Here is a 21682-nt window from a genome sequence, read left to right on the forward strand (position 1 = left end):
GGACGAACACTTCTCTCAACAGGAGCTCTCTCCATGAACCGCATCCTCAAGACCACCGTCATCGCTGCCGCCGTCATGGGCGTGGCCGGTGTCGCCCAGGCCCGCGACCAGGTTCGCATCGTGGGATCCAGCACCGTCTACCCCTTCGCCAGCTACGTGGCCGAGGAGTTCGGCGCCACCACCGACTTCCCGACTCCGGTCATCGAGTCCACCGGTTCCGGCGGCGGCCTGCGGCTGTTCTGCAACGGTGTCGGTGAGGGGACGCCGGACATCACCAACGCCTCGCGCCGCATCAAGGTCTCCGAGTTCGAGCGCTGCGCCGAGAACGGCGTGACCGATATCACCGAGGCCTTCATCGGCTACGACGGTATCGCCTTCGCCCAGTCCAGCGCCAACGAGGCCATGGACGTGACCCGCGAGCAGATCTTCCTGGCCCTGGCCGCCAAGGTGCCGGTGGACGGCGAGCTGGTCGACAATCCCTACACCCAGTGGAGCGACATCGACGCCTCTCTGCCGGATCGCGAGATCGCCGTCTACGGTCCGCCCACCACCTCCGGGACCCGTGACGCCTTCGAGGAACTGGTGATGGAAGCCGCCTCCGAGGACATGGAGGCCTACGGCGGTGAGGGCTATACCGATATCCGTGCCGATGGCGCCTTCATCGACGCTGGCGAGAACGACAACCTGATCGTCCAGCGCCTGGCCGAGAACACCGACGCCTTCGGCATCTTCGGCTACTCCTTCCTCGAGGAGAACAGCGACAGCCTGATCGGCTCCAGCATCGACGGCGTCGAGCCCACGCCGGAGGCCATCGGCAGCGGCGAGTACCCGGTGGCGCGCTCGCTGTTCTTCTACGTGAAGAACCAGCACGCCGACGAGGTCCCGGCCATGTACGAGTACGCCAACATGTTCATGAGCGAGCAGATGATCAGCGATCTCGGCTACCTCAAGGGCATCGGCCTGATCCCGGCCCCCGAGGAGCTGCGTGAGCAGGCTCGCCAGGCAGTGGCCGACCACGAGTCGCTCGAACTGGCCGACCTGAAGTAAGCGGGGCGGGATTCCAGTCCCGACCGGCCGGCAACACGCGTTGCCGGCCGGCGCGCGTTCCGGCAGGGAGGCCGGCGTGGCGACTCCCCTGCGGATGAATTCCTTCGAGAGACACCTATGCAGACCAACCAAATCCTCGCCCTGTTCTGCGGCACCCTGCTGGTGCTGGGTCTGATAGCCTTCTTCCTGGGCCGGGCCAAGGCCGCCAGGGTGCGTGCCTCGGGCATCGCCATGTATGCCCAGCCCGACCAGTACGCCTGGTTCAGCGTGCTGTCCACGGCCGGCCCGGCCATCGCGGTGGGCGCGGTGGGCGCCTTCGTGATGCTGCTGGCCGGGGCCGAGATTCCCACCCTCTACCTGCTGGCCGCCAGCCTGGTGGTCGGCTGTGCCGGCCTGGTCATGGGCATCGCCCTGGTGCGCCCCGATTTCCATGCGCGCCAGGCCATCGAGCGGGTGATCCGCTTCTTTCTGGCCGGCGCCGCCCTGATCTCGATCTTCACGACGTTCGGCATCCTGATCTCGATCGTCGGGGAGGCCATCCGCTTCTTCCAGATGCAGAGCTTCTGGGACTTCATCACCGGCACCACCTGGAACCCGGGGGCCAGCTTCCTCGAGGCGGCGGGTCGCGCCGAGGAAGGCGGCAGCGCGGCCCAGTTCGGCTCGGTGCCGCTGTTCGCCGGCACCTTCATGATCACCCTGGTGGCGATGCTGGTGGCGATCCCCGTAGGCCTGCTCTCGGCCATCTACATGGCCGAGTTCGCCCCCCAGCGGGTGCGCACCCTGGCCAAGCCGGTGCTCGAGGTCCTGGCCGGCATCCCCACCGTGGTCTACGGCTTCTTCGCCGCCATCACCGTGGCGCCGATCATCGTCGACGTGGCCGGATTCTTCGGCCTGGACGCCTCCTTCAACAACGCCCTGGCGCCCGGCATCGTCATGGGCATCATGATCATCCCCTTCATCTCCTCGCTGTCCGACGACGTCATCAACTCGGTGCCGGACAGCATGCGGCAGGGCTCGCTGGCGCTGGGCATGACCAAGGGCGAGACCATCCGCGACGTGGTGGTGCCGGCGGCCCTGCCGGGCATCATCTCGGCCTCGCTGCTGGCGATGTCCCGGGCGCTCGGCGAGACCATGATCGTGGTGATGGCCGCCGGCATGCGGCCCAACCTCACGGCCAATCCCCTGGAGGACATGACCACCGTGACGGTGCGCATCGTCGCCGCCCTGACCGGCGACCAGGAGTTCGCCAGCGCCGAGACCCTGTCCGCCTTCGCCCTGGGCCTGGTGCTCTTCGTGGTGACCCTGTCGCTGAATCTGGTCTCGGTGATCATGATTCGGCGGTTCCGCGAGAAGTATCGGATCAACAACCTCTAACGCCTTGGAGCCATCCCGATGAGCCAACCCTTCGACGAGATCAGCGCCCAGCTCCGGCGTCGTCACCGCAAGTCCGCCCGGCTGAAGTGGATCTCCATGGGCGCCCTGGGCCTGGCCGGCCTCTTCCTGGTGCTGTTCTTCGCCGACATGCTGGTCAAGGGCCTGCCGGCCTTCCAGCAGGCCCGGATCCAGGTCGAGGTCGACTACAGCGAGCGGGCCAGCCAACTGCCCCTGGCCGCCGTTCAGGAGAACGTGCGCCCGCTGGTCAGCCGAGGCTACCTGCGTCTCATCCCGGGGCGCATGGACGACAACCCCGAGCTGCTCGGCACCACCCGCATGGAGTGGGTACTGGCCGACGGCCAGGTCGACCAGTACCTCAAGGGCCACCATTCCAAGTTGCGTGACAGCGAGCAGGCAGTGGTCGACCGGCTGGCGGCGCAGGGGCGCGCCGAGCTGCGCTTCAACACCACCTTCTTCACCCGCGGCGACTCCAAGATGCCCGAGCTCGCCGGCATCGCCGCCGCGGCCATGGGCACGGTGCTGACCCTGCTAGTGACGCTGGCCGTGTCCTTCCCGATCGGCGTGATGACCGCGGTGTATCTCGAGGAGTTCGCCCCCGACAACCGTGTCACCCAGCTGATCGAGATCAACATCAACAACTTGGCGGCGATTCCGTCGATCCTCTTCGGCCTGCTGGGCCTGGCGATCTTCATCAACTTCTTCGGCGTGCCGCGTTCCACGCCGGTGGTCGGCGGCCTGACGCTCGCCTTGATGACCCTGCCGGTGATCATCATTTCCACTCGCACGGCGCTGCGCAGCGTGCCGGATTCGATTCGCCACGCCGCCTTCGGGGTGGGGTGCTCGCGCTGGCAGGTGGTGCGCGACCATGTGTTGCCGCTGGCCATGCCCGGCATCATGACCGGCTCGATCATCGGCCTGGCCCAGGCCATGGGTGAGACTGCGCCGCTGATCATCGTCGGCATGGTGGCCTTCATCCCTGATGTCGGCGGGTCCTTCACCGAGGCCGCCACCGTGCTGCCGGCGCAGATCTTCACCTGGGCTGGGGAGCCCGACCGGGCCTTCATCGAGAAGACCTCCGGCGGCATCCTGGTGCTGCTGGCCGTGCTGATCACCCTCAACGCCACCGCCGTGGTGATGCGCAAGAAATTCGAACGTCGCTGGTAAGGCCCGCGGCACGACACAGGATATGCCATGATGAATATTCAAGTTGCCGAGCGGAGTGTCTCCCCCATGACCGGCCACCAAAGTAAGGGCGAACCGGCGGTCGGCGCCCCGGTGACCCGGAACGAGGAAGCCCATCACGAGCTTGCCATCCGGGTGCGTGATCTCAACCTCTGGTACGGGCAAGCCCAGGCGCTCAAGAGCATCAACCTCGATGTCTACCAGAAGAACGTCACCGCGCTGATCGGGCCCTCGGGGTGCGGCAAGTCGACCTTCCTGCGCTGCCTCAATCGCATGAACGACCTGATCCCCGGCGTGCGCATCGACGGCCTGGTGGAAATGGACGGCCGCGACGTCAACGAAGCCAAGATGGACGAGGTGGCCCTGCGCCGCCGGGTGGGCATGGTGTTCCAGAAGCCCAATCCCTTCCCCAAGTCGATCTACGAGAACGTCGCCTATGCGCCGCGCATGCATGACCTGGTCAGCCGCAAGACCGACGTCGACGAGCTGGTCGAGCGCGCCCTGCGCGATGCCGGCCTCTGGGAGGAGGTCAAGGACAAGCTGCACCAGCCCGGGACCTCGCTCTCCGGCGGCCAGCAACAACGCCTGTGCATCGCCCGGGCCATCGCGGTGCAGCCCGATGTCATCCTGATGGATGAGCCGACCTCGGCCCTGGACCCGATCTCCACGGCGACCATCGAGGACCTGATGGACAAGCTCAAGCAGCAGTTCACCATCATCACCGTGACTCACAACATGCAGCAGGCCGCCCGGGTGGCCGACTACACGGCCTTTTTCCACTTGGGCGAGGTCGTCGAGTACAACGACACCCAGGCCATGTTCTCCAACCCGCACACCAAGAAGGCCGAGGACTACATCACCGGTCGCTATGGCTAAGGACCCTCGACGGTCCAGTGAAACGGGGAGGCCAGCAGGCCTCCCCGTTCCCGTTTGCGGTCCTGTCATGGGGTGGTCATGTGGCTCGCCTATATATGGGATTCCATATATACTCCCGGCCAGCCCCATGGCCGGGTGGCCGCGGGCGCCAGCTTCGCCGTGCCGTCCAACCCTGCAATCTTCGAGAGGCCCTCATGACCCTACGCATCGGCATCAATGGCTTCGGCCGCATCGGCCGCCTCGCGCTGCGCAGCCTCTGGCCGCGCGTCGCGGCCGGCGAGGCCGAGGTGGTGCGCATCAACGACCCGGGCGGCGACGTTGCCACCTTCGCCCACCTGCTGGAATTCGACTCGGTCCACGGCCAGTGGGCCCCTGGGATGGGCATCCAGGCCGAAGACGCTGCCATCGTGGTCGACGGCGTAGGCAGCACCTTCGGCGCCAACCGCGAGACGGCGGACACCGACTGGTCGGACTGCGACCTGGTGATCGAGGCCTCCGGGGTGATCAAGACACGGCAGGCGCTCACCGCCTATCTGGATCAGGGCGTCGGTCGGGTGGTGGTGTCCGCGCCGGTCAAGGAAGCGGGCGTGCTCAACGTGGTGATGGGCGTCAATGATGACAAGTACGACCCCGAGACGCATCGCATCGTCACCGCGGCGAGCTGCACCACCAACTGCCTGGCCCCGGCGGTCAAGGTGATCCACGAGACCTTCGGCATCCGCCATGGCTCGATGACCACGGTGCACGACATCACCAACACCCAGACCATTCTCGACGCGCCGCATAAGGATCTTCGCCGGGCCCGGGCCTGCGGCATGAGCCTGATCCCGACCACCACCGGGTCCGCCAAGGCGATCACCGCCATCTTCCCGGAGCTCGAGGGCAAGCTGAACGGCCACGCCGTGCGCGTGCCGCTGGCCAACGCCTCGCTGACCGACATGGTCTTCGAGCTCGCGCGAGAGGTGACGGTGGAGGAGGTCAATGCGGCGCTCAAGGCCGCCGCCGAGGGCCCACTGTTCGGCATCCTGGGCTTCGAGGAGCGCCCGCTGGTGTCCATCGACTACCGCACCGACCCGCGCAGCTCGATCATCGATGCGCCCTCGACCATGGTGGTCAATGGCACCCAGCTCAAGCTCTACGCCTGGTACGACAACGAGTGGGGCTATGCCAACCGCACCGCCGAGCTGGCCATGAAGGTGGGGAGTGAGCAGGTGGGCCATGCCTGAGGCAGGCGGGCTCACCGGGCGCCTCGGGACGCTGCCCTTCGAGGTGCGCCAGTACCTGCTGATCACCGGCAACTACTGGGCCTTCACCCTCACCGATGGTGCCCTGCGCATGCTGGTGGTGCTCTACTTCCACCAGTTGGGCTACACGCCGCTGGAGGTGGCGCTGCTGTTCCTCTTCTACGAGGCCTTCGGCGTGGTCACCAACCTGGTGGGGGGCTGGCTGGGCGCGCGCCTGGGCCTCAACCGCACCATGAATGTGGGATTGGGCCTGCAGATCGTCGCCCTGGCCATGTTGATGGTGCCGTCCGCAGCGCTGACCGTGCCTTGGGTGATGGCCGCCCAGGCGCTGTCGGGGATCGCCAAGGACCTCAACAAGATGAGCGCCAAGAGCGCGGTCAAGGTGCTGGTGCCCAAGGACAGCCCGAGTGCCGGCAGCGCCCTCTATCGTTGGGTGGCGATCCTCACCGGCTCCAAGAACGCGCTCAAGGGCGCCGGCTTCTTCCTCGGCGGCCTGCTGCTGACGCTGATCGGCTTCCGTGGCGCGGTGATCGTCATGGCGGTGATGCTGGTCGCGGTGCTTATGCTGTCGCTGGTGCGGCTCAAGGCCGACCTGGGCCGCGTCAAGCACAAGCCGAAGTTCTCCGAGGTGCTCTCCCAGTCGCGGGCCATCAATGTGCTCGCGGCGGCGCGGCTTTGCCTGTTCGCCTCCCGCGATGTCTGGTTCGTGGTGGCCTTGCCGGTGTTCCTGTATGACCAGCACGGCTGGAACCACTGGACGGTGGGGGGCTTGCTGGCGATCTGGGTGATCGGCTACGGCGGGGTGCAGACCCAGGCGCCGCGCCTCACCGGCCTGGTCAAGGGCGGGGCGCGTGGCGTCACGGCGTTCTGGGCGCTGGCACTGGCCGGCCTGCCGGCGGCTCTGGCCCTGTTGCCACTGGCCGAGGTGAGCTGGCTGGTGGCGGGGCTGCTGGCCTTCGGCGTGCTCTTCGCCGTCAACTCCAGCTGGCACAGCTACCTGATCGTTCACTATGCGAGGTCCGACGGCGTCTCCATGGATGTCGGCTTCTACTACATGGCCAACGCCATGGGGCGCCTGGCCGGTACCCTGCTCTCCGGCTGGGTCTACCAGGTCCAGGGGCTGGCCGCCTGCCTGTGGATCTCCGCGGCCCTGGTGGCGGCCAGTGCCCTGATGGCCCTGGCGCTGCCGCGGGAGGCTGCCGCGCGCTGACCGGCCGCGGGCTTCGCGCCCTCGGCCGGCTGGCGTAGAATCGATGTCGAATCCTTGCAGGAACCGTCCCATGTCGCTGGATCCCCTCCGTCTCTTCAAGTGCCTGGCCGACGAGACCCGGTTGATGCTGATGCTGCTCATCCAGCGCGAGGGAGAGCTGTGCGTCTGCGAGATGACCCATGCCCTGGAGGAGTCGCAGCCCAAGGTGTCGCGGCACCTGGCCCAACTGCGCCGCTGTGGCCTGCTCGAGGACCGCCGCGAGGGCCAGTGGGTCTACTACGCCATTGCCCCCGAGCTGCCCGGCTGGGCAGCGAGGATCCTGGTGGCCGGGGCGGAGGGCGGGGCCGAGCGCCTCGAGGCGCTCCAGGCACGGCTCGGCCGCATGGGCCATCGCCCCGAGCGCCGCGCCGCCCTGTGCTGAGGTTGGCCATGCGGCTAGGAGTGAGCGGGCTCGGGGATCAACCTGGTCGGCACCCAGGCCAGGTAGGCCACCATGCCGAACAGCTCGACCAGCGACTGGAAGACGATGACCACCACGGCGGCTTGCCAGGCCTCGGGCAGCGTCAGGGCGATGGGCAGCATCACGAAGGAGTTGCGCGTGCCGAAGCTGAAGGTCAGGGTCCTGGCCGAAGGCGTGGGGAGCCGGAACAGCTTGCCGAGGGTCTTGCCGAGGACGGCGGCGAAGACCAGGTAGGTCACGAAGATCGGCAGCACCCCCATCAACACCTCGCCGAGGCCGGTCACGGCCGTCACCTGCGAGGCGGCGATGACGAAGACCACCAACGCCAGCAGGGGGACGGGCAGCATGCCCAGGCCATGGACCCACCGCCTGGCGTTGAGGCGACGCTCGGCCAGGCGCTCGGTCAGCCAGGCCAGGGCCAGTGGCGTGAGGATCAATCCCGCAAAGGCGCCGAGCAGGTGGGTGCTGATCGCGGCCTGAAACCATTCCCCGCCCAGGAAGAGCCAGAGATAGACGGGCAGGGCCAGCAACTGCACGAGCAACAGCACCGGCGTGGCGGTGATGGCCCGGCCGGCATCGCCCTTGCCCAGATGGGTGAAGCTGATGAACCAGTCGGTACAGGGGACGAGCAGCACCAGCAGCACGCCGGCCTGCACGGCGGGCGCTACGGGCAGGACGGCCATCAGCCCGCCCAGGGCAAGGGGAATCAACACGAAGTTGCCGAGCAGCAGGGCCGCCAGGAAGCGCCAATCCCTGAAGCCCTGGCCGATCCGCGTCAGGGGAACCTGGGTGAAGGTGGCATAGAGCAGCCCGCCAAGCAGTGGCCAGAGGAAGGCCTCGAGCCGGGCGGTCGCGTCCGGCTGGCGCAGCCCGATGGCCAGGCCTGCCAGGATACAAGCCAGATAGATCCAGGATTGCTGCCGTTCCATCCAGTCGCGCACGGGAAAGCGTCCTTCTCAGTGCTCCAGTAATAACCCGTCGGCCTTCCAGGCCCGTTTACCGCCCTCATAGTGGTAGACCTCGGTGTAGCCGAGGCGGGCCAGGCGTTCGGCGGCACGACTGGCCCGCTTGCAGTCTTCGCTGGTGCAATACACGACGATGGTCGCCTGCTTGTCGGGAAGCCGCCGGGGCGCCTCGTCGAGGATGTCGTCGGAGACGATGTTGATGGCCCCCGGCAGGTGTCCCTCGGCGAAGGCCCCGGCCGGCAGGGTATCCACCAGAATGAAATCCTGGCCGCGGCTCTGCCAGTCACGCAGGGTCGCGGTATCGATCGTGGTCATGACGCCTCCTGATTGCGCGCAGGCATTAGTGGCCGAAGGAACGGTCCAGCCCCCACAGCAGCAGGCCGAACAGCAGGTGCGGCAAGGCGGAGGCCGGAATCAACTGGGGACCGATCGCCAGGCCGGCGAGTCCCCAGCCCACCACGGGGAAGAACACCACCAGGATCACGACCCACAGCACGGCGGCCAGGCCCAGTGCGGTTAGCAGGGTCTTGCGCGGGAAATAGCGCACGAACACCACCGACCAGAAGGTCACGTAGACCGTATGGAAGAGCAGGCCGACCGGCATCGGCAGGGTCCGCCCCAGCAGGGTCTCGGCGAAGGCCAGGGAAGGGGGCTTCGGGAAGGGCGAGACGCCGGTCTTCAGCAAGGTCACCATGACGATGGCGGTGAGCACCGACACCGCGATGCCGATGCCGATCGCCCTTGGCCAGGAAGGCTTGTTGGGGGCTGTCTGGATCATCATGCGCTCCCTTGTCATGAGCGGTGCGGATGAACCCTCAGGAGAGACGGAGGTCACCGGTCGCGGGACGTGGGACAACGGGGGCCGCAGCGTTCCTCGGACTCGCTGCAGCAGGCACCGACCAGGTGGTCCGTCAACGCCAGCAGGGCATCGAACACCGCGCGATAATAGACGAACTGGCCCTCTCGGTGCGATTCGACCAGGCCGGCGGCGGCCAGCTTCTGCAGGTGGAAGGTCAGCGCACTCGGCGCCACGTCCAGGCGCTCGGCGAGCCTGCCTGCCGCCAGGCCGACCGGGCCCGCCGCCGCCAGCCGGCGAATCGCCGCCAGGCGGATGGGATGGGCGAGGGCGGTCAGCTTTCTGGCGACGATGTCGTCATTGTCCAGGGTCATGTTGCAAGAGTAGGTGAGCTCACTATTTCATGCAATATTGAAATAAGTGCCTGGCCACAGCGGTCCTGCTCGGCGGCCATTCACTGACGTTCGGCGTGACGCCGATGGACAGGGCGCTGGCGAACATGGTGAACGGCTTGATCAGCCAGTTCACCGTGGTGGTGATGACGAGGCCCCTGGGCTGGCGGCGCACGCCGAGCACGGCCGAGAAGTCGATCTGGGCCATCATCGGGAAGATCATCGCCCAGCAGATCAGCAGGGTCACCGGGATCGATACCTGGGCGAGCTCGAAGCGCGACAGGGTCTCGGGAACCACCGGGACGAACTGGCCGGGCAACACGCCGGCCAGGATGGCCATCGCCACCCACAGCGAGAGGTAGCGCTCGAACAGGCCCATGGGCCGGGACGCTCTTCGACCGGCCTCGTCCCGGGCGACGGCTCGGCGCACCGGGCGGCTGGGGCGCCGAGGGTGGCCGAGGTCGCCTGCCAAGATCGCCCCTCGCGGTCGATAACGAGCAACTGCTAGGCTCAATGGGCTTTGCCCGCCTTCTAGAATCCTGGAGTTTCCCATGGCCACCCACCCGCCCCTGTGCCTCGATCGGCTCGACGTCGGCGACCTTCGGCCGGTGTCGCTGCGGGTGGCCGCCGGGGAGGTGCTGTGTCTCGCCGGCCCCAGCGGGGCGGGCAAGAGCCGGCTGCTGCGGGCCATCGCCGACCTGGAGCCCCATGGGGGAATGGTCACCCTGGGTGAGCTGGCCCAGGCCGACCTCCCGGGCCATGCCTGGCGCCGTCGGGTGATGCTGGTGCCGGCGGAGAGCCAGTGGTGGGCCGAGCGGGTGGGGGATCACTTTCCCGCGGGGGACGTTCGGGGCCTGTCGACCCTGGGCCTGACGCCGGCGGTGCTCGACTGGCCGGTGGGCCGTCTGTCGTCCGGCGAGAAGCAGCGCCTGGCACTGCTGCGGGCACTGGCCAGAGGCCCCTCGGTGCTGCTGCTGGACGAGCCCACGGCCAACCTGGACGACGCCACCACCCGCGGGGTGGAGGCCTGGCTGATGGCCCGCATCCGAGAGGGGGGCTGGCCGGTGATCTGGGTCGCCCATGACCCGGCGCAGATCGCCCGAGTCGCCACGCGACGGGGGCGTCTCGAGAGTGGGCGACTGGTCGAGGAGGCCCCGGCGACGTGCAAGTGATCGAACTCGCCTGGTGGCAGTTGGCCCTGGCCGCCCTGATGGTGGTAGCGCTAGCCGCTTGCACGGTGGCCGGGCGACTGGGGATGGGCCGGACGCTGCTGATCGCGGCGGGACGCACGGTGATTCAGCTGGCCCTGGTCGGGCTGGTGCTCGAGGTGCTGTTCGCCTCGGCGCGGTTGCACTGGGTGGTACTGATGGCAGTGGCGATGCTGCTGATCGCCGGCCGCGAGGTGGTGGCCCGCCAGAAACGCCGCCTGCTCGGCGGCTGGGCCTTCGGCATCGGCACTCTGGCGATGTTCCTGTCCTCCTTCACCGTGGCGGTGCTGACCCTGACGGTGATCATCGGCCCCGAGCCCTGGTACCGCCCCCAGTATGCCATTCCGCTGCTGGGCATGATGCTCGGCAACACTATGACCGGCGTGGCCCTGGCCCTGGACCGCCTCACCGAGGGTACCTGGCAGCAGCGGGCGGTGATCGAGAATCGCCTGATGCTCGGCCAGACCTGGCGGGAGGCCATCGGCGACATTCGCCGTGAGGCGATGCGCAGCGGGCTGATGCCGGTGGTCAATGCCATGGCCGCCGCCGGGGTGGTCAGCCTGCCGGGCATGATGACGGGGCAGATCCTGGCCGGCACCGCGCCGGCGCTGGCGGTGAAGTACCAGATCCTGATCATGTTCACCATTACCCTGGGCACGGGCTTCGGCACCCTGGTCGCGGTGGCCCTGGCCAGTCGGCGGCTGTTCGATGATCGCGAGCGGCTACGCCCCGATCGCCTGGCGGCGCCCCGCCAATGAAGGTTCTTCGCCGATCGGCGTGACACGGGCAGGGCCTGGTGTCTCTCGTCCAGGCCGCGTTTCCTGGCAAAGGGCGATGAACCGAAAACAAGTGCGCCCGCCGGAAGGCGGGCGCATTGGATGGCGAGGGTGTCAGGCTCAATCGACCAGTTCCACGGCCACCGCCGTGGCCTCGCCGCCGCCGATGCACAGGCTGGCGATGCCGCGCTTGCCGCCCTTGGTGCGCAGGGCGTGGATCAGCGTGGCGATGATCCGCGACCCGGTGGAGCCGATCGGATGGCCCTGGGCGCAGGCCCCGCCGAAGACGTTGACCTTGTCGTGGGGCAGCCCCAGGTCGTCCATGGCCATCAGGGTGACCACGGCGAAGGCCTCGTTGATCTCGAACAGGTCGACGTCGCCGACGCCCCAGCCGAGGCGTTTCATCAGCTTGTCGATGGCGCCCACCGGGGCGATGGTGAACTCGCTGGGATGGCGGGAGTGGGTGCTGTGGCCCAGCATGCGCGCCATCGGCGTGGCGCCGACCCGATCCGCCGCCGCCTGGCTGGCCAGGATCAGCGCCGAGGCGCCGTCGGAGATGGAGCTCGAGTTGGCGGCGGTGATGGTGCCATCCTTGGCGAAGGCCGGACGCAGCGAGCGAATCTTGTCGAGCCTGGCCTGGAAGGGCTGCTCGTCATGTTCCACCCGGGTGTCGCCCTGGCGGCCGGAGACGGTCACCGGGGCCATCTCGGCGTCGAGGTGGCCGGCATTGGTGGCCGCCATGGCGCGCTCCAGCGAGGCGATCGCGAAGTCATCGAGGCGCTCGCGGCCGTAGTCGCGCCGGGTGGCGATCTCCTGGGCGAAGCCGCCCATCAGCTGGCCGGTCTCGGCATCCTCCAGGCCATCGAGGAACATGTGGTCCAGCAGCTGGCCATGGCCCAGCCGATAGCCGGTGCGGGCCTTGGCCAGCACATGGGGGGCATTGGACATGGACTCCATGCCGCCGGCCAGCAGGATCTCGCCGGAGCCGGCGCGGATCAGGTCATGGGCCAGCATGGTGGCCTTCATGCCGGAGCCGCACAGCTTGTTGACGGTGGTGGCGCCGATGCCGTCGGGGATGCCGGCCTGACGCATCGCCTGACGGGCGGGCCCCTGCTTGACGCCGGCGGGCAGCACGCAGCCGAGGATGCCCTCGTCGATGGCGGTGGCCTCGATGCCGGCCCGCTCGATGGCGGCGCGGATCGCCGTGGCCGCGAGTTGCGGCGCGGTGATGCTGGACAGGCTGCCCAGCATGCCGCCCATGGGGGTCCGCGTCGCGGAGAGGAAAACGATATCGTTGGACTGGCTCATGGCATGTCTCCCGAACGTCGATGGTTGTGATTGTGGCGGACTCCCGGCCGGGGAGGCGGCGGTGCGTTGACCTGTCGGCGGGGCTATGGTTCTCTCAGGGTCAACCAAGCAAGCGCTAGTGTAAACGTCGATGAATGTAATGAATGACTCGCCTCGCCGCAAGGAACTGACGCGTCAGGCCGCCCAGTTGTTCGTCCAGGAGGGCTTCGATCGCACCACCGTGCGCATGCTCGCCCAGGAGATGGGCATCAAGTCCGGCAGCCTCTTCCACCACTTCCGCGACAAGCAGGAGATCCTCGCCGCGGTGATCGAGGAGGGCACCGAGAATGCCCTGGTGATCGCCCGTCAGGCCCTCGATCACTGCGACAGCGATCCCGAGGCGAGGTTGCATGCCATGGCCCGGGCGCATCTGGAGACCCTGCTGACCGACCGCAACGCCCATGTGGTCGCCCTCTACGAATGGCGACGCCTGGACCCCGAGGCACGGGACCACCTGGGCCACCTGCGGGATGCCTATGAGGCGCTGTGGGAGGAGGTGCTCGACGAGGCCCTGGCCGCCGGCCTGATCCGGGGGGACCGTTTCCTGGTCTCGCGCTTCGTGATGGGGGCGCTCAACTGGACGGTGCGCTGGTACGACCCCCATGGCGAGCGCTCCCCCGAGGACCTCGCCCGGGAACTCATCGCCATGATCACCCATCCCGCCCCCTGAGCCGCCCGCGTCGGGGTCGACCATGGTCTAGCCCCGTCGCTCGCCCCACCCCTTGCCCTGCCGAGGCGAAGCCTCTAGCTTGTACCTAGCGCTTGATAGGTTGACGCTTACGTCAACTGTAGAATCCCGGCGGCGGGTCGGCGCCCGGCGCCGGACGTAATGACAGTGATGGCCAGACGGCCGATTGCCGACAACAAGCACAAGAGGGCAGTTCATGAGTACACCCGCGACCCTTCCCGCGTATTCCGCCTATCGCGAACGCTTTGCCGTCGATGACGTCATCGCCCGCCTCGATGACCACCGGGACGGCAAGCTCAACGCCTTCGAGGCCTGCTGTGGCCGCCACCTGCGCGAGGGACGCGGCGAAGTGCCGGCCCTGGTGCACGAAGACACCCAGGGTCGGGTCATCACCCTGACCTATGCCGAGCTCGCCGCCGAGAGCGAGAGGCTCGCCGGCTGGTTCGCCGAGCGGGGCCTGGGGGAGGGCGATCGCATCGCCTGCATGCTGCCTCGCTCGCCGCAGCTGCTGATCGCCGTGTTGGCCACCTGGCGCCTCGGTGCCGTCTACCAGCCGCTGTTCACCGCCTTCGGCCCCGATTCCGTGGACTATCGCCTGGGGCGCGCCGACACCCGGCTGGTGATCACCGATCATGCCAACCGCTTCAAGTTCGACGGCCTCACGCAGTGCCCGCCGGTCCTCGCCGTGGGCGGCCCGGACGCCGAGCACGGCGAGGACCTGGACTGGGTCGCGGCCCTCGACCATGCGCCGCTCGCGACCGCACCGCCCCGCCAGTCCGCGGACGCCGCCTTCCTGCAGATGTTCACCTCGGGCACCGTGGGCAAGCCCAAGGGCGTGGCCGTCCCGCTTTCCGCCATGCCGGCCTTCGCGATCTACATGGAGCTGGCCATCGGACTGGCGCCCAGCGACCGCTTCTGGAACATGGCCGACCCCGGTTGGGCCTACGGCCTCTACTACGCCATCGCCGGGCCGCTGCTGCTGGGCGTGACCACCCACTTCTGCGAGGCCGGCTTCAGCGCCGAGGGGGCGCTGGCCTTCATGCAGCGGCACCGCATCACCAACTTCGCCGCCGCGCCCACCGCCTACCGCCTGATGAAGGCCTCCGGGCTGTTCGACGATGCCCACGAGACGCTGGCGCTGCGTCGCGCCAGCTCCGCCGGCGAGCCCCTCAACACCGAGGTGGTGAGCTGGGTGGAGAGTGCCCTGGGTTGCCCGGTGATGGACCACTACGGCCAGACCGAGACCGGCATGACCTGCTGCAACCATCACGCCCTGGATCACCCCAAGCACATCGGCGGCATGGGCGTGCCGATGCCCGGCTATCGCCTGGCGATCCTCGACGCCGAGTACAAGGAACTGCCTCCCGGCGAGCCCGGCGTGCTGGCGGTGGACATCGCCCGTTCTCCGGCGCACTTCTTCGCCGGCTACACTTGGCAGGAGAAGCATCCCTTCGCCGAGGGCTACTACCTCACCGGCGACGTGGTGATGCAGGGCGAGGACGGCACCTTCCAGTTCGCCGGCCGCGACGACGACATCATCACCACCGCCGGTTACCGGGTCGGCCCCACCGACGTGGAGAACTCCGTGCTGACCCACCCGGGCGTGGCCGAATCCGCCGCGGTGGGTCAGCCCGACGAGATCCGTGGCGAGGTGATCAAGTCCTATGTGGTGCTGCGCGAGGGCTTCGAGGCCAGCGATGAGCTGGCTGACGAGATCCGCCGGCAGGTCCGCGAGCGACTGTCCACCCATGCCTTCCCCAGGGTGATCGAGTTCGTCGACGCCCTGCCCAAGACACCCAGCGGCAAGATCCAGCGCTTCAAGCTGCGCGCGGATGCCGCCGACAAGGCGGAGACCCCTGCCGCCCAATGATCGTGGAGATCCATCGATGCAAGTCAAGGACAACACCTTTCTGATCACCGGCGCCGCCTCCGGACTGGGGGCGGCCACCGCTGAGCGCCTCGTCGCCGCCGGCGGCCGGGTGGTGCTGTGTGACCTCAGCGAGGCCGTCGAGGCCCATGCCGAGACCCTCGGCGAGGCCGCCCGGGCCGTGCGCGGCGACGTCACCTCCGCCGACGACATCCAGGCCGCCGTGGATGCCGCGGTGGCCCTCGGCGGCGAGCGGGGCCTGGCCGGGGTGGTGCACTGCGCCGGGGTGGTCAGCGTGGCCAAGCTGCTCGACCGCGAGGGCAACCCCGCGGACCTCGAGGCCTATGTGCGCACTGTCCAGATCAACCTGGTGGGGACCTACAACGTCATGCGCCTGGCCTCGGCGGCCATGGCCGGCAACGCCGCCGGCGAGGACGGCGAGCGCGGCGTGATCATCAATACCGCCTCGGTGGCCGCCTTCGACGGCCAGGTGGGGCAGTGCGCCTACAGTGCCTCCAAGGCCGGCGTGGTGGGCATGAGCCTGCCGGCGGCCCGGGAGCTCTCGCGGCACGGCATCCGGGTCATGGCCATCGCCCCGGGGGTCTTCGAGACGCCGATGATGAGCGATATCCCCGAGGACGCCGTGGCCGCGCTCTCGGCCGCGGTGCCCTTTCCCAAGCGGCTGGGCAGGCCCGACGAGTTCGCCCGGCTGGCCGAGCAGATCGTCACCAACCCCATGCTCAACGGCGAGGTGATCCGCCTGGACGGCGGCATCCGCATGCAGTAACCGAAGGAACGAGGTTCGAGGGACGAGGTTCAAGGCGATCCTCGCCCCTCGCCCCTGAAACAAAACGAACGCTTGACTCTCTGGTGTCTTCAGGGCTAGTTTCAAACATATGTTTGAAAGCGGCCGTCGCCGCTGCCGCTGCCCGATTTCGAGGAGAGACGAGATGCCCGACTACCAGGCCCCGCTGCGTGACCTGCGCTTCGTGATGGACGAGCTGCTGGACTATCCGGCCCACTATGCGCGCCTGCCCGCGGGCGAGGAGGCTAGCCCGGACGTGGTGGCCGCGATCCTGGAGGAGGGCGGGCGCTTCGCCCGGGAGGTGCTGCTGCCCCTGAACCAGAGCGGCGACTGCGAGGGCTGCCTGCTGGAGGGTGGCGAGGTCAAGACGCCCCGGGGCTTCAAGGCGGCCTACCGGCAGTACGTGGAGGGCGGCTGGCCGGGCCTGGCGGCGGATCCCGCTCATGGCGGCCAGGGACTGCCGCCGTCGCTCGCCATGGCGCTCAACGAGATGATCTGCGCCACCAACCTGGCCTGGGGCATGTACCCGGGGCTCTCCCATGGGGCCGCCGACGCCCTGCGCCACCATGGCACCGAGGCCCAGAAGGCCACCTACCTGACCCGGCTGGTCGAGGGCGTGTGGACCGGCACCATGTGCCTGACCGAGCCGCACTGCGGTACCGATCTCGGCCTGATCAAGTCCCGCGCCGTGCCGACGGAGGACGGTGCCTACGAGATTTCCGGTACCAAGATCTTTATCTCCGCCGGGGAGCATGACCTCGCCGAAAACATCGTCCACCTGGTGCTGGCCAAGCTGCCGGACGCCCCGGAGGGCTCCAGGGGGATCTCGTTATTTGTGGTGCCCAAATATCGGCCGACGGAGACGGGTGAGCCCGGCGCGCGCAACGGCGTCGCCTGCGGCGCGCTCGAGCAAAAGATGGGCATCCACGGCAACGCCACCTGCGTCATGAACTTCGATGCCGCCCGGGGCTACCTGGTGGGCGAGCCCCACCAGGGCCTGGCCTGCATGTTCACCATGATGAATGCCGCTCGCATCGGGGTGGGTATCCAGGGCCTGGGCCTCACCGAGGCCAGCTTCCAGAATGCCCTGGCCTATGCCCGGGATCGCCTGCAGATGCGCGCCCTGTCGGGCGCCAAGGCCGCGGACAAGCCCGCCGACCCGATCATCGTGCATCCGGACGTGCGGCGCATGCTGCTGACCCAGAAGGCCTTCGCCGAGGGTGGACGCATGCTGGTGCTGTATACCGCTCAGATGGTCGATGTGGTGGAGCATGGCCAGGACGCCGCCGAGCGCGAGCGTGCCGAGAGCCTGCTCGGCCTGCTGACGCCCATCGTCAAGGCCTTCCTGACCGAGGTGGGTTTCGAGGCCACCAACGAGGGCGTGCAGGTCTTCGGCGGGCACGGCTTCATCCAGGAATGGGGCATGGAGCAGCTGGTGCGAGACGCGCGTATCACGCGCCTCTACGAGGGCACCACCGGCATCCAGGCCCTCGACCTGCTCGGTCGCAAGATACTGATGAACCAGGGCGAGACCCTCAAGGTGTTCACCAGGGAGATCCATGAGTTCTGCCAGGCCGAGGCGGCGAACCCCGCCATGGCGGAGTTCGTCCGCCCCCTGGCCAAGCTCAACGCGGAATGGGGCGAGCTGACCATGGGCGTGGGCATGAAGGCCATGGGCGACCGCGAGGAGGTCGGCGCGGCCAGCGTCGACTACCTGATGTACTCGGGTTATGTGACCCTCGCCTACCTCTTCGCCCGGGCCGTGAAGCAGGCCAGGGTCGCGCTGGAGGCCGGCACCGACGACGCCGCCTTCTACCGCGCCAAGATCAACACGGCCCGCTTCTACTTCGCGCGCCTGCTGCCGCGGACCCGGGCCCACGCCCGGATGATCCAGGCCGGCGCCGAGCCACTGATGGCGCTCTCCGCCGAGGACTTCGGTCGCGGCTTCGAACTCTGATTCCGGCACTCTCTCTGATCAGGCGTTCTGATCGGTGGTTTCGTGGCGGGCCCTGGCCCGCCGCATTCTTGCGCGTCCGCCACAGGTCGAGGCCAGGAGCGGCCCTGACCGGCAGGGGGCGGGCGCTGGTGTCGAGCCGGGCAAGCTGCCATGCTCATCCGACGCGCATCGCGCACCGAGATCGCCGCGGGTGAGCGAGCAAGGGCGTGAGTTCCAGCCATCCAAGGAGTCTGCCATGTCCCGAATGAGCCGCCTGCACGACCTGCTTCAGGTAATGCGTCGACACGATGGCCGTATCAGCGGGCCCGACCTTGCCGAGGCGCTTGGCATATCGCTGCGATCGCTTTACCAGGATATTGCCGTGCTCAGGGCGGTGGGGGTCGAGATCGCCAGCGAGCCCGGTGTTGGCTATGTCCTCGCCCCCGGTGTCATGCTGCCCCCGCTGCGCCTGACCGAGGCGCAGTTCGACGCGCTCGCGCTGGGCCTGAGCCGCGTCAGGGACGATGCCACCGGGCCGCTGGCGAGCCCTGCCGCCGAGGTGCTGGAGCGGGTATCCGAGGCGCTGCCCGAGGAGCTCGGGGAGGGCCTGGCCAGGATCGGCCGCGAGGAAGGGGCCCTGGCCGGTGAGCCCCGGGCGACCGCCGAATCCCGACCACGTGACCTCATCTTCTACACCCACCCCCTGTCGCGGGGCGGGATCGTCCACTGGATGCTCGAGGAACTCGGCGTGCCCTATCGCATGGAGACCCTCGCATATGGGGCGGCGATGAAGGCCCCGGACTATCTGGCTGTCAACCCGATGGGCAAGGTCCCGGCGATCCGCCACGGCGACACCGTGGTCACCGAGGCCGCCGCGATCTGTGCCTATCTCGCCGACGTCTACCCCGAGGCCGGCCTGGCGCCGGCGCCCGACCAGCGTGGCGCCTACTATCGCTGGCTGTTCTTCGCCGCCGGCCCCGTGGAGGCGGCGGTCTCGCTGCAGGGCTGCGGGTTCCACCCGACGGTCGAGCAGCAGGGACGGCTCGGGTATGGCCACTACGATACGGTCGTCGATACCCTGGCCGCAGCGGTCGCGGGGCGTCGCCATATCGCGGGTGACACCTTCAGCGCGGCGGACGTCTACGTCGGCTCGCACATCGGCTGGGGCATGGAGTTCGGGACGATCCCCCGACGTCCCGAGTTCGAGGCCTATTGGGCGGGGCTTCGGGATCGGCCGGCGCGTCTGCGCTGCCAGGCCTTCATCGATGAGGCCATGGCGCAGGGCGCCTGACACCGGGCCGTCGGGCCGGCAAGGGCTCGCGCGTCGCGGGCCCCCCTCGATGCCGCCGTCACTTCCACTTGATGTTGCAGCCCATGGAAGGCTTCTGGTCCGGGTTCGGGGTGCGACCGGCCAGCACGGCGTCGGCGGCGGCCCGCAGGTCCTCGCCGGTCACGGGGACGTCCTTGCTGGGACGGCTGTCGTCGAACTGGCCGCGGTAGGCGAGCCGATGGTCCCGGTCGAAGAGGAAGAAATCCGGGGTGCAGGCGGCCTCGAAGGCACGGGCGATCTCCTGGGTCTCGTCGACCAGGTAGGGGAAGGTGTAGCCCCGGATCCGGGCCTCCTCGACCATCTTCTCCGGCCGATCATCCGGGTGGGCCTGGAAGTCGTTGCTGTTGATGCCGACCACCACCAGGCCCTTGGCCTGGTACTCCCGGGTGAAGTCCGCCAGGGCGTCCGCCACGTGCTTGACGAAGGGGCAGTGGTTGCACATGAAGATCACCAGCAGCGGCTGGTCGGGATAGTCGTCGCTGCCCACCGTGTGCCCTTCGGCATCGGGCAGACGGAAGGCGGGCAGGGGGTAGCCGAGCTCGAGCATGGTAGAAGGCGTGAGGGCCATGGTGTGCTCCTGTCGGTGGGGGGATCTCTCTAGTAAGGGTATCAGAGCGCTGCTAGCCGGCGCAGAGTCGTCGGCGGGCCGATGCGGGGTCGAGCTCGTGACCGGAGGGCAGGACGGTCGCGGGGTCGTGCAGCCAGGCGGCGAGGTCGGCCTCGGTGCGGTCGCGCCGGGTATAGCGGGTGAGCATATGGTAGCCGCCGGGATAGAGGACGAATCGCCAGGCCGGCTCACCGCCGTTCGGCCCGTCACCGTTCGGATGGGGCAGCCGGTCGAGCAGGGCGCAGATCGCCTCGGGGGGAATCACCTGGTCCTCGTCGCCGTAGAGGATCAGCGCCGGGCCACGCAGACGCTCGGCGGCTTCCAGGGCGAGGCTCATGGTCTCGGCCACCCCGTAGAGGGTGTCCACCCGGGCGCGGCGCAGGATCAGCGGGTCCTCGGCGAGCTGCCGGCTGATCTCGGGGTCATCGGTGGGATGGATGCCGAGCCGGTGTGCCGTCTTGGCGGAGAAGCTCACGGAAGGGATCAGGCGTATGCCGAGCCACAGGCTCAGCCGCTGGTACCAGGGCATGGCGTCGAGCCCCCAGACCGCCGGGGAGATCAGGATGCTGCCGTCCACCGGAGGCGGGCGGGCGTCGGCCAGGGCGAGTAGCACCACGGCGGCGCCCACGCTCTTGCCCACCAGATAGAGCGGCGTCTGCGGATGCCGTTCACGCAACTGGCCGGCGACTAGCCTGACGTCGGCCGTCAGGCGCTGGTGTCCGGGCCAGAGGCCGCGCTGGGCAGTTCGGCCGAAGCCACGCTGATCGTGGGCGTAGACGGTGATGCCATGGGGTGTCATGGCCTCGGCCATCACCGCGAAGCTGCCGCCATGGTCGTTGAAGCCGTGCACCGCCAGCACCACGGCGTCGGCCTCCCCCTCGGCGGGCCAGTGCCGCAGCGGCAGGCGATAGCCGTCCTCGGCGATCACTCGGTCGTGTTCGATGCGGGCATGTGCGGCCCCGGGACCCGGTTGTTGCCGGATCGCCTCGCCACAACCGACCAGCAGCAGTCCGGTGAGCAGGAAGGCCAGGAGGCGATGAAGCGAGCTGACGATCATGGGGCCACCCGATGGTGCCGGCCGAGACCGTTGAGTGGGGCTCAGGGGTAGCCCAGGACCAGGCGCATCCGCTCGGCATGGCGAGCGACCCAGGCGGGATCGATGGGACCCCAGTCGCGCACCACATAGTGGCCGACGTTGTGGCGCTGTCCCGGTGCCGGCTCGAACTCGCAGCGGATGTCCAGCTCCGCCAGGGCGGCCAGGGTATCCTGGGCCGTGCGCCGGGGCATGCCGGTGGCGTCCATGATGGCCGGTACGCTGGCGGTGCCGTTGGCGATCAGGTGAGCCACGTAGAGGCGCCGGTAGAAGCTGCTTTGCGTCTTGCTGAGTGCCATTGCGGTGTCCTGCCTCGTTGTCAGCCTTCCAGCCTGACAGCCATGGCCGATCGACGCCAGGCACCGATTCCCCCTGTCCCCGGCCCGGTTCATTCACGGCCGGGTCCGCCTGATCGAGGTCAAGACAACGTCTCGAAAAAGGACCATGCTTAACGTAAA

22 protein-coding genes and 1 pseudogene are annotated in these 21682 nt (G+C 68.4%); 14 read left to right on the forward strand and 9 right to left on the reverse strand.

Going from position 1 to position 21682, the window contains the following annotated elements:
• Positions 1 to 33 precede the first annotated feature (33 nt).
• From FHR97_RS01340 to FHR97_RS01370, 7 genes are all read left to right on the forward strand, one after another.
• A complete protein-coding gene (locus FHR97_RS01340; RefSeq protein WP_183381968.1) occupies positions 34 to 1047 on the forward strand; it encodes a PstS family phosphate ABC transporter substrate-binding protein in 1014 nt (337 codons plus the stop codon).
• Between the two features lie 117 nt (positions 1048 to 1164).
• Positions 1165 to 2421 (forward strand): phosphate ABC transporter permease subunit PstC, encoded by a 1257-nt coding sequence (pstC, locus tag FHR97_RS01345; protein ID WP_183381969.1) that lies wholly within the window; start codon positions 1165 to 1167, stop codon positions 2419 to 2421.
• 18 nt (positions 2422 to 2439) lie between these two features.
• A complete protein-coding gene (gene pstA / locus FHR97_RS01350) occupies positions 2440 to 3606 on the forward strand; it encodes a phosphate ABC transporter permease PstA (RefSeq protein WP_183381970.1) in 1167 nt (388 codons plus the stop codon).
• A gap of 111 nt (positions 3607 to 3717) precedes the next feature.
• Complete coding sequence (gene pstB / locus FHR97_RS01355) at positions 3718 to 4500, forward strand: phosphate ABC transporter ATP-binding protein PstB (RefSeq protein ID WP_183382469.1); 783 nt, start codon at positions 3718 to 3720, stop codon at positions 4498 to 4500.
• A 194-nt stretch (positions 4501 to 4694) separates the two neighbouring features.
• Positions 4695 to 5726, forward strand: a complete 1032-nt coding sequence (locus tag FHR97_RS01360; protein ID WP_183381971.1) for an ArsJ-associated glyceraldehyde-3-phosphate dehydrogenase — start codon at positions 4695 to 4697, stop codon at positions 5724 to 5726.
• Positions 5719 to 6954: an organoarsenical effux MFS transporter ArsJ gene (gene arsJ / locus FHR97_RS01365; protein WP_183381972.1), complete on the forward strand. Its 1236-nt coding sequence runs from the start codon at positions 5719 to 5721 to the stop codon at positions 6952 to 6954. The genes FHR97_RS01360 and arsJ overlap by 8 nt, the downstream gene beginning before the upstream one ends.
• 70 nt (positions 6955 to 7024) lie before the next feature.
• The gene (locus FHR97_RS01370) at positions 7025 to 7375 is read left to right on the forward strand and encodes a metalloregulator ArsR/SmtB family transcription factor (RefSeq protein WP_183381973.1); all 351 of its coding nucleotides are present in this window, start codon (positions 7025 to 7027) and stop codon (positions 7373 to 7375) included.
• 14 nt (positions 7376 to 7389) lie between these two features.
• On the opposite strand, the gene FHR97_RS01375 is transcribed toward FHR97_RS01370, so the two are convergent.
• From FHR97_RS01375 to FHR97_RS01395, 5 genes and pseudogenes are all read right to left on the reverse strand, one after another.
• The gene (locus FHR97_RS01375; RefSeq protein ID WP_183381974.1) at positions 7390 to 8355 is read right to left on the reverse strand and encodes an arsenic resistance protein; all 966 of its coding nucleotides are present in this window, start codon (positions 8353 to 8355) and stop codon (positions 7390 to 7392) included.
• 15 nt (positions 8356 to 8370) lie between these two features.
• Positions 8371 to 8694 (reverse strand): rhodanese-like domain-containing protein, encoded by a 324-nt coding sequence (locus FHR97_RS01380; protein ID WP_183381975.1) that lies wholly within the window; start codon positions 8692 to 8694, stop codon positions 8371 to 8373.
• Between the two features lie 25 nt (positions 8695 to 8719).
• Positions 8720 to 9160 carry a hypothetical protein gene (locus FHR97_RS01385; RefSeq protein WP_183381976.1) on the reverse strand — a complete coding sequence of 147 codons (441 nt, stop codon included), beginning with the start codon at positions 9158 to 9160 and terminating at the stop codon, positions 8720 to 8722.
• 50 nt (positions 9161 to 9210) lie between these two features.
• Entirely contained in the window at positions 9211 to 9549 is a 339-nt protein-coding gene (locus tag FHR97_RS01390) for an ArsR/SmtB family transcription factor (protein WP_183381977.1), read from the reverse strand.
• Between the two features lie 112 nt (positions 9550 to 9661).
• Positions 9662 to 9946 (reverse strand): annotated as a pseudogene (locus tag FHR97_RS01395) (arsenic resistance protein); the annotation flags it as partial.
• Positions 9947 to 10118: 172 nt separating this feature from the next.
• Here FHR97_RS01395 and FHR97_RS01400 point away from each other — a divergent pair.
• Together FHR97_RS01400 and FHR97_RS01405 are read left to right on the forward strand one after the other, a co-directional pair.
• Positions 10119 to 10739 carry an ABC transporter ATP-binding protein gene (locus FHR97_RS01400; protein ID WP_183381978.1) on the forward strand — a complete coding sequence of 207 codons (621 nt, stop codon included), beginning with the start codon at positions 10119 to 10121 and terminating at the stop codon, positions 10737 to 10739.
• Positions 10730 to 11533 carry an ABC transporter permease gene (locus tag FHR97_RS01405; protein WP_183381979.1) on the forward strand — a complete coding sequence of 268 codons (804 nt, stop codon included), beginning with the start codon at positions 10730 to 10732 and terminating at the stop codon, positions 11531 to 11533. The genes FHR97_RS01400 and FHR97_RS01405 overlap by 10 nt, the downstream gene beginning before the upstream one ends.
• Before the next feature lie 138 nt (positions 11534 to 11671).
• Here FHR97_RS01405 and FHR97_RS01410 read toward each other — a convergent pair whose 3' ends face one another.
• Positions 11672 to 12859 carry an acetyl-CoA C-acyltransferase gene (locus FHR97_RS01410; protein WP_183381980.1) on the reverse strand — a complete coding sequence of 396 codons (1188 nt, stop codon included), beginning with the start codon at positions 12857 to 12859 and terminating at the stop codon, positions 11672 to 11674.
• A gap of 139 nt (positions 12860 to 12998) precedes the next feature.
• Between FHR97_RS01410 and FHR97_RS01415 the strand changes: the two genes are divergently transcribed.
• The 5 genes from FHR97_RS01415 (at position 12999) to FHR97_RS01435 (ending at position 19485) form a co-directional block, all read left to right on the forward strand.
• Entirely contained in the window at positions 12999 to 13568 is a 570-nt protein-coding gene (locus FHR97_RS01415) for a TetR/AcrR family transcriptional regulator (RefSeq protein WP_183381981.1), read from the forward strand.
• Between the two features lie 214 nt (positions 13569 to 13782).
• Positions 13783 to 15456 (forward strand): AMP-binding protein, encoded by a 1674-nt coding sequence (locus FHR97_RS01420; RefSeq protein ID WP_183381982.1) that lies wholly within the window; start codon positions 13783 to 13785, stop codon positions 15454 to 15456.
• 16 nt (positions 15457 to 15472) lie between these two features.
• Positions 15473 to 16240, forward strand: coding sequence for an SDR family NAD(P)-dependent oxidoreductase (locus FHR97_RS01425; protein ID WP_183381983.1), 768 nt, complete (start codon positions 15473 to 15475; stop codon positions 16238 to 16240).
• 163 nt (positions 16241 to 16403) lie between these two features.
• On the forward strand, positions 16404 to 18215 hold the full coding sequence (locus tag FHR97_RS01430) for an acyl-CoA dehydrogenase C-terminal domain-containing protein (protein WP_183381984.1): 1812 nt from the start codon (positions 16404 to 16406) through the stop codon (positions 18213 to 18215).
• Between the two features lie 235 nt (positions 18216 to 18450).
• Positions 18451 to 19485: an HTH domain-containing protein gene (locus FHR97_RS01435; protein WP_183381985.1), complete on the forward strand. Its 1035-nt coding sequence runs from the start codon at positions 18451 to 18453 to the stop codon at positions 19483 to 19485.
• Between the two features lie 58 nt (positions 19486 to 19543).
• Here FHR97_RS01435 and FHR97_RS01440 read toward each other — a convergent pair whose 3' ends face one another.
• The 3 genes from FHR97_RS01440 to FHR97_RS01450 are packed head-to-tail and all read right to left on the reverse strand — an operon-like array spanning position 19544 to position 21523.
• Entirely contained in the window at positions 19544 to 20092 is a 549-nt protein-coding gene (locus FHR97_RS01440) for a thioredoxin family protein (RefSeq protein WP_183381986.1), read from the reverse strand.
• A 52-nt stretch (positions 20093 to 20144) separates the two neighbouring features.
• Positions 20145 to 21188, reverse strand: a complete 1044-nt coding sequence (locus tag FHR97_RS01445) for an alpha/beta hydrolase (protein WP_221187635.1) — start codon at positions 21186 to 21188, stop codon at positions 20145 to 20147.
• 41 nt (positions 21189 to 21229) lie between these two features.
• Entirely contained in the window at positions 21230 to 21523 is a 294-nt protein-coding gene (locus FHR97_RS01450) for a winged helix-turn-helix domain-containing protein (RefSeq protein WP_183381987.1), read from the reverse strand.
• Positions 21524 to 21682: the final 159 nt, after the last annotated feature.

The sequence above is a fragment of the Halomonas stenophila genome (assembly GCF_014192275.1).
GTDB classification, from domain to species: Bacteria; Pseudomonadota; Gammaproteobacteria; order Pseudomonadales; family Halomonadaceae; genus Halomonas; species Halomonas stenophila.

Coding starts and splice junctions, on each gene's coding strand:
- FHR97_RS01340 (WP_183381968.1), top strand. CDS start 34: ATGAACCGCATCCTCAAGACCACCGTCATCGCTGCCGCCGTCATGGGC.
- pstC (WP_183381969.1), top strand. CDS start 1,165: ATGCAGACCAACCAAATCCTCGCCCTGTTCTGCGGCACCCTGCTGGTG.
- pstA (WP_183381970.1), top strand. CDS start 2,440: ATGAGCCAACCCTTCGACGAGATCAGCGCCCAGCTCCGGCGTCGTCAC.
- FHR97_RS01360 (WP_183381971.1), top strand. CDS start 4,695: ATGACCCTACGCATCGGCATCAATGGCTTCGGCCGCATCGGCCGCCTC.
- arsJ (WP_183381972.1), top strand. CDS start 5,719: ATGCCTGAGGCAGGCGGGCTCACCGGGCGCCTCGGGACGCTGCCCTTC.
- FHR97_RS01370 (WP_183381973.1), top strand. CDS start 7,025: ATGTCGCTGGATCCCCTCCGTCTCTTCAAGTGCCTGGCCGACGAGACC.
- FHR97_RS01380 (WP_183381975.1), bottom strand. CDS start 8,694: ATGACCACGATCGATACCGCGACCCTGCGTGACTGGCAGAGCCGCGGC.
- FHR97_RS01385 (WP_183381976.1), bottom strand. CDS start 9,160: ATGATGATCCAGACAGCCCCCAACAAGCCTTCCTGGCCAAGGGCGATC.
- FHR97_RS01390 (WP_183381977.1), bottom strand. CDS start 9,549: ATGACCCTGGACAATGACGACATCGTCGCCAGAAAGCTGACCGCCCTC.
- FHR97_RS01400 (WP_183381978.1), top strand. CDS start 10,119: ATGGCCACCCACCCGCCCCTGTGCCTCGATCGGCTCGACGTCGGCGAC.
- FHR97_RS01410 (WP_183381980.1), bottom strand. CDS start 12,859: ATGAGCCAGTCCAACGATATCGTTTTCCTCTCCGCGACGCGGACCCCC.
- FHR97_RS01415 (WP_183381981.1), top strand. CDS start 12,999: ATGAATGACTCGCCTCGCCGCAAGGAACTGACGCGTCAGGCCGCCCAG.
- FHR97_RS01420 (WP_183381982.1), top strand. CDS start 13,783: ATGAGTACACCCGCGACCCTTCCCGCGTATTCCGCCTATCGCGAACGC.
- FHR97_RS01425 (WP_183381983.1), top strand. CDS start 15,473: ATGCAAGTCAAGGACAACACCTTTCTGATCACCGGCGCCGCCTCCGGA.
- FHR97_RS01430 (WP_183381984.1), top strand. CDS start 16,404: ATGCCCGACTACCAGGCCCCGCTGCGTGACCTGCGCTTCGTGATGGAC.
- FHR97_RS01435 (WP_183381985.1), top strand. CDS start 18,451: ATGTCCCGAATGAGCCGCCTGCACGACCTGCTTCAGGTAATGCGTCGA.
- FHR97_RS01440 (WP_183381986.1), bottom strand. CDS start 20,092: ATGGCCCTCACGCCTTCTACCATGCTCGAGCTCGGCTACCCCCTGCCC.
- FHR97_RS01445 (WP_221187635.1), bottom strand. CDS start 21,188: ATGATCGTCAGCTCGCTTCATCGCCTCCTGGCCTTCCTGCTCACCGGA.
- FHR97_RS01450 (WP_183381987.1), bottom strand. CDS start 21,523: ATGGCACTCAGCAAGACGCAAAGCAGCTTCTACCGGCGCCTCTACGTG.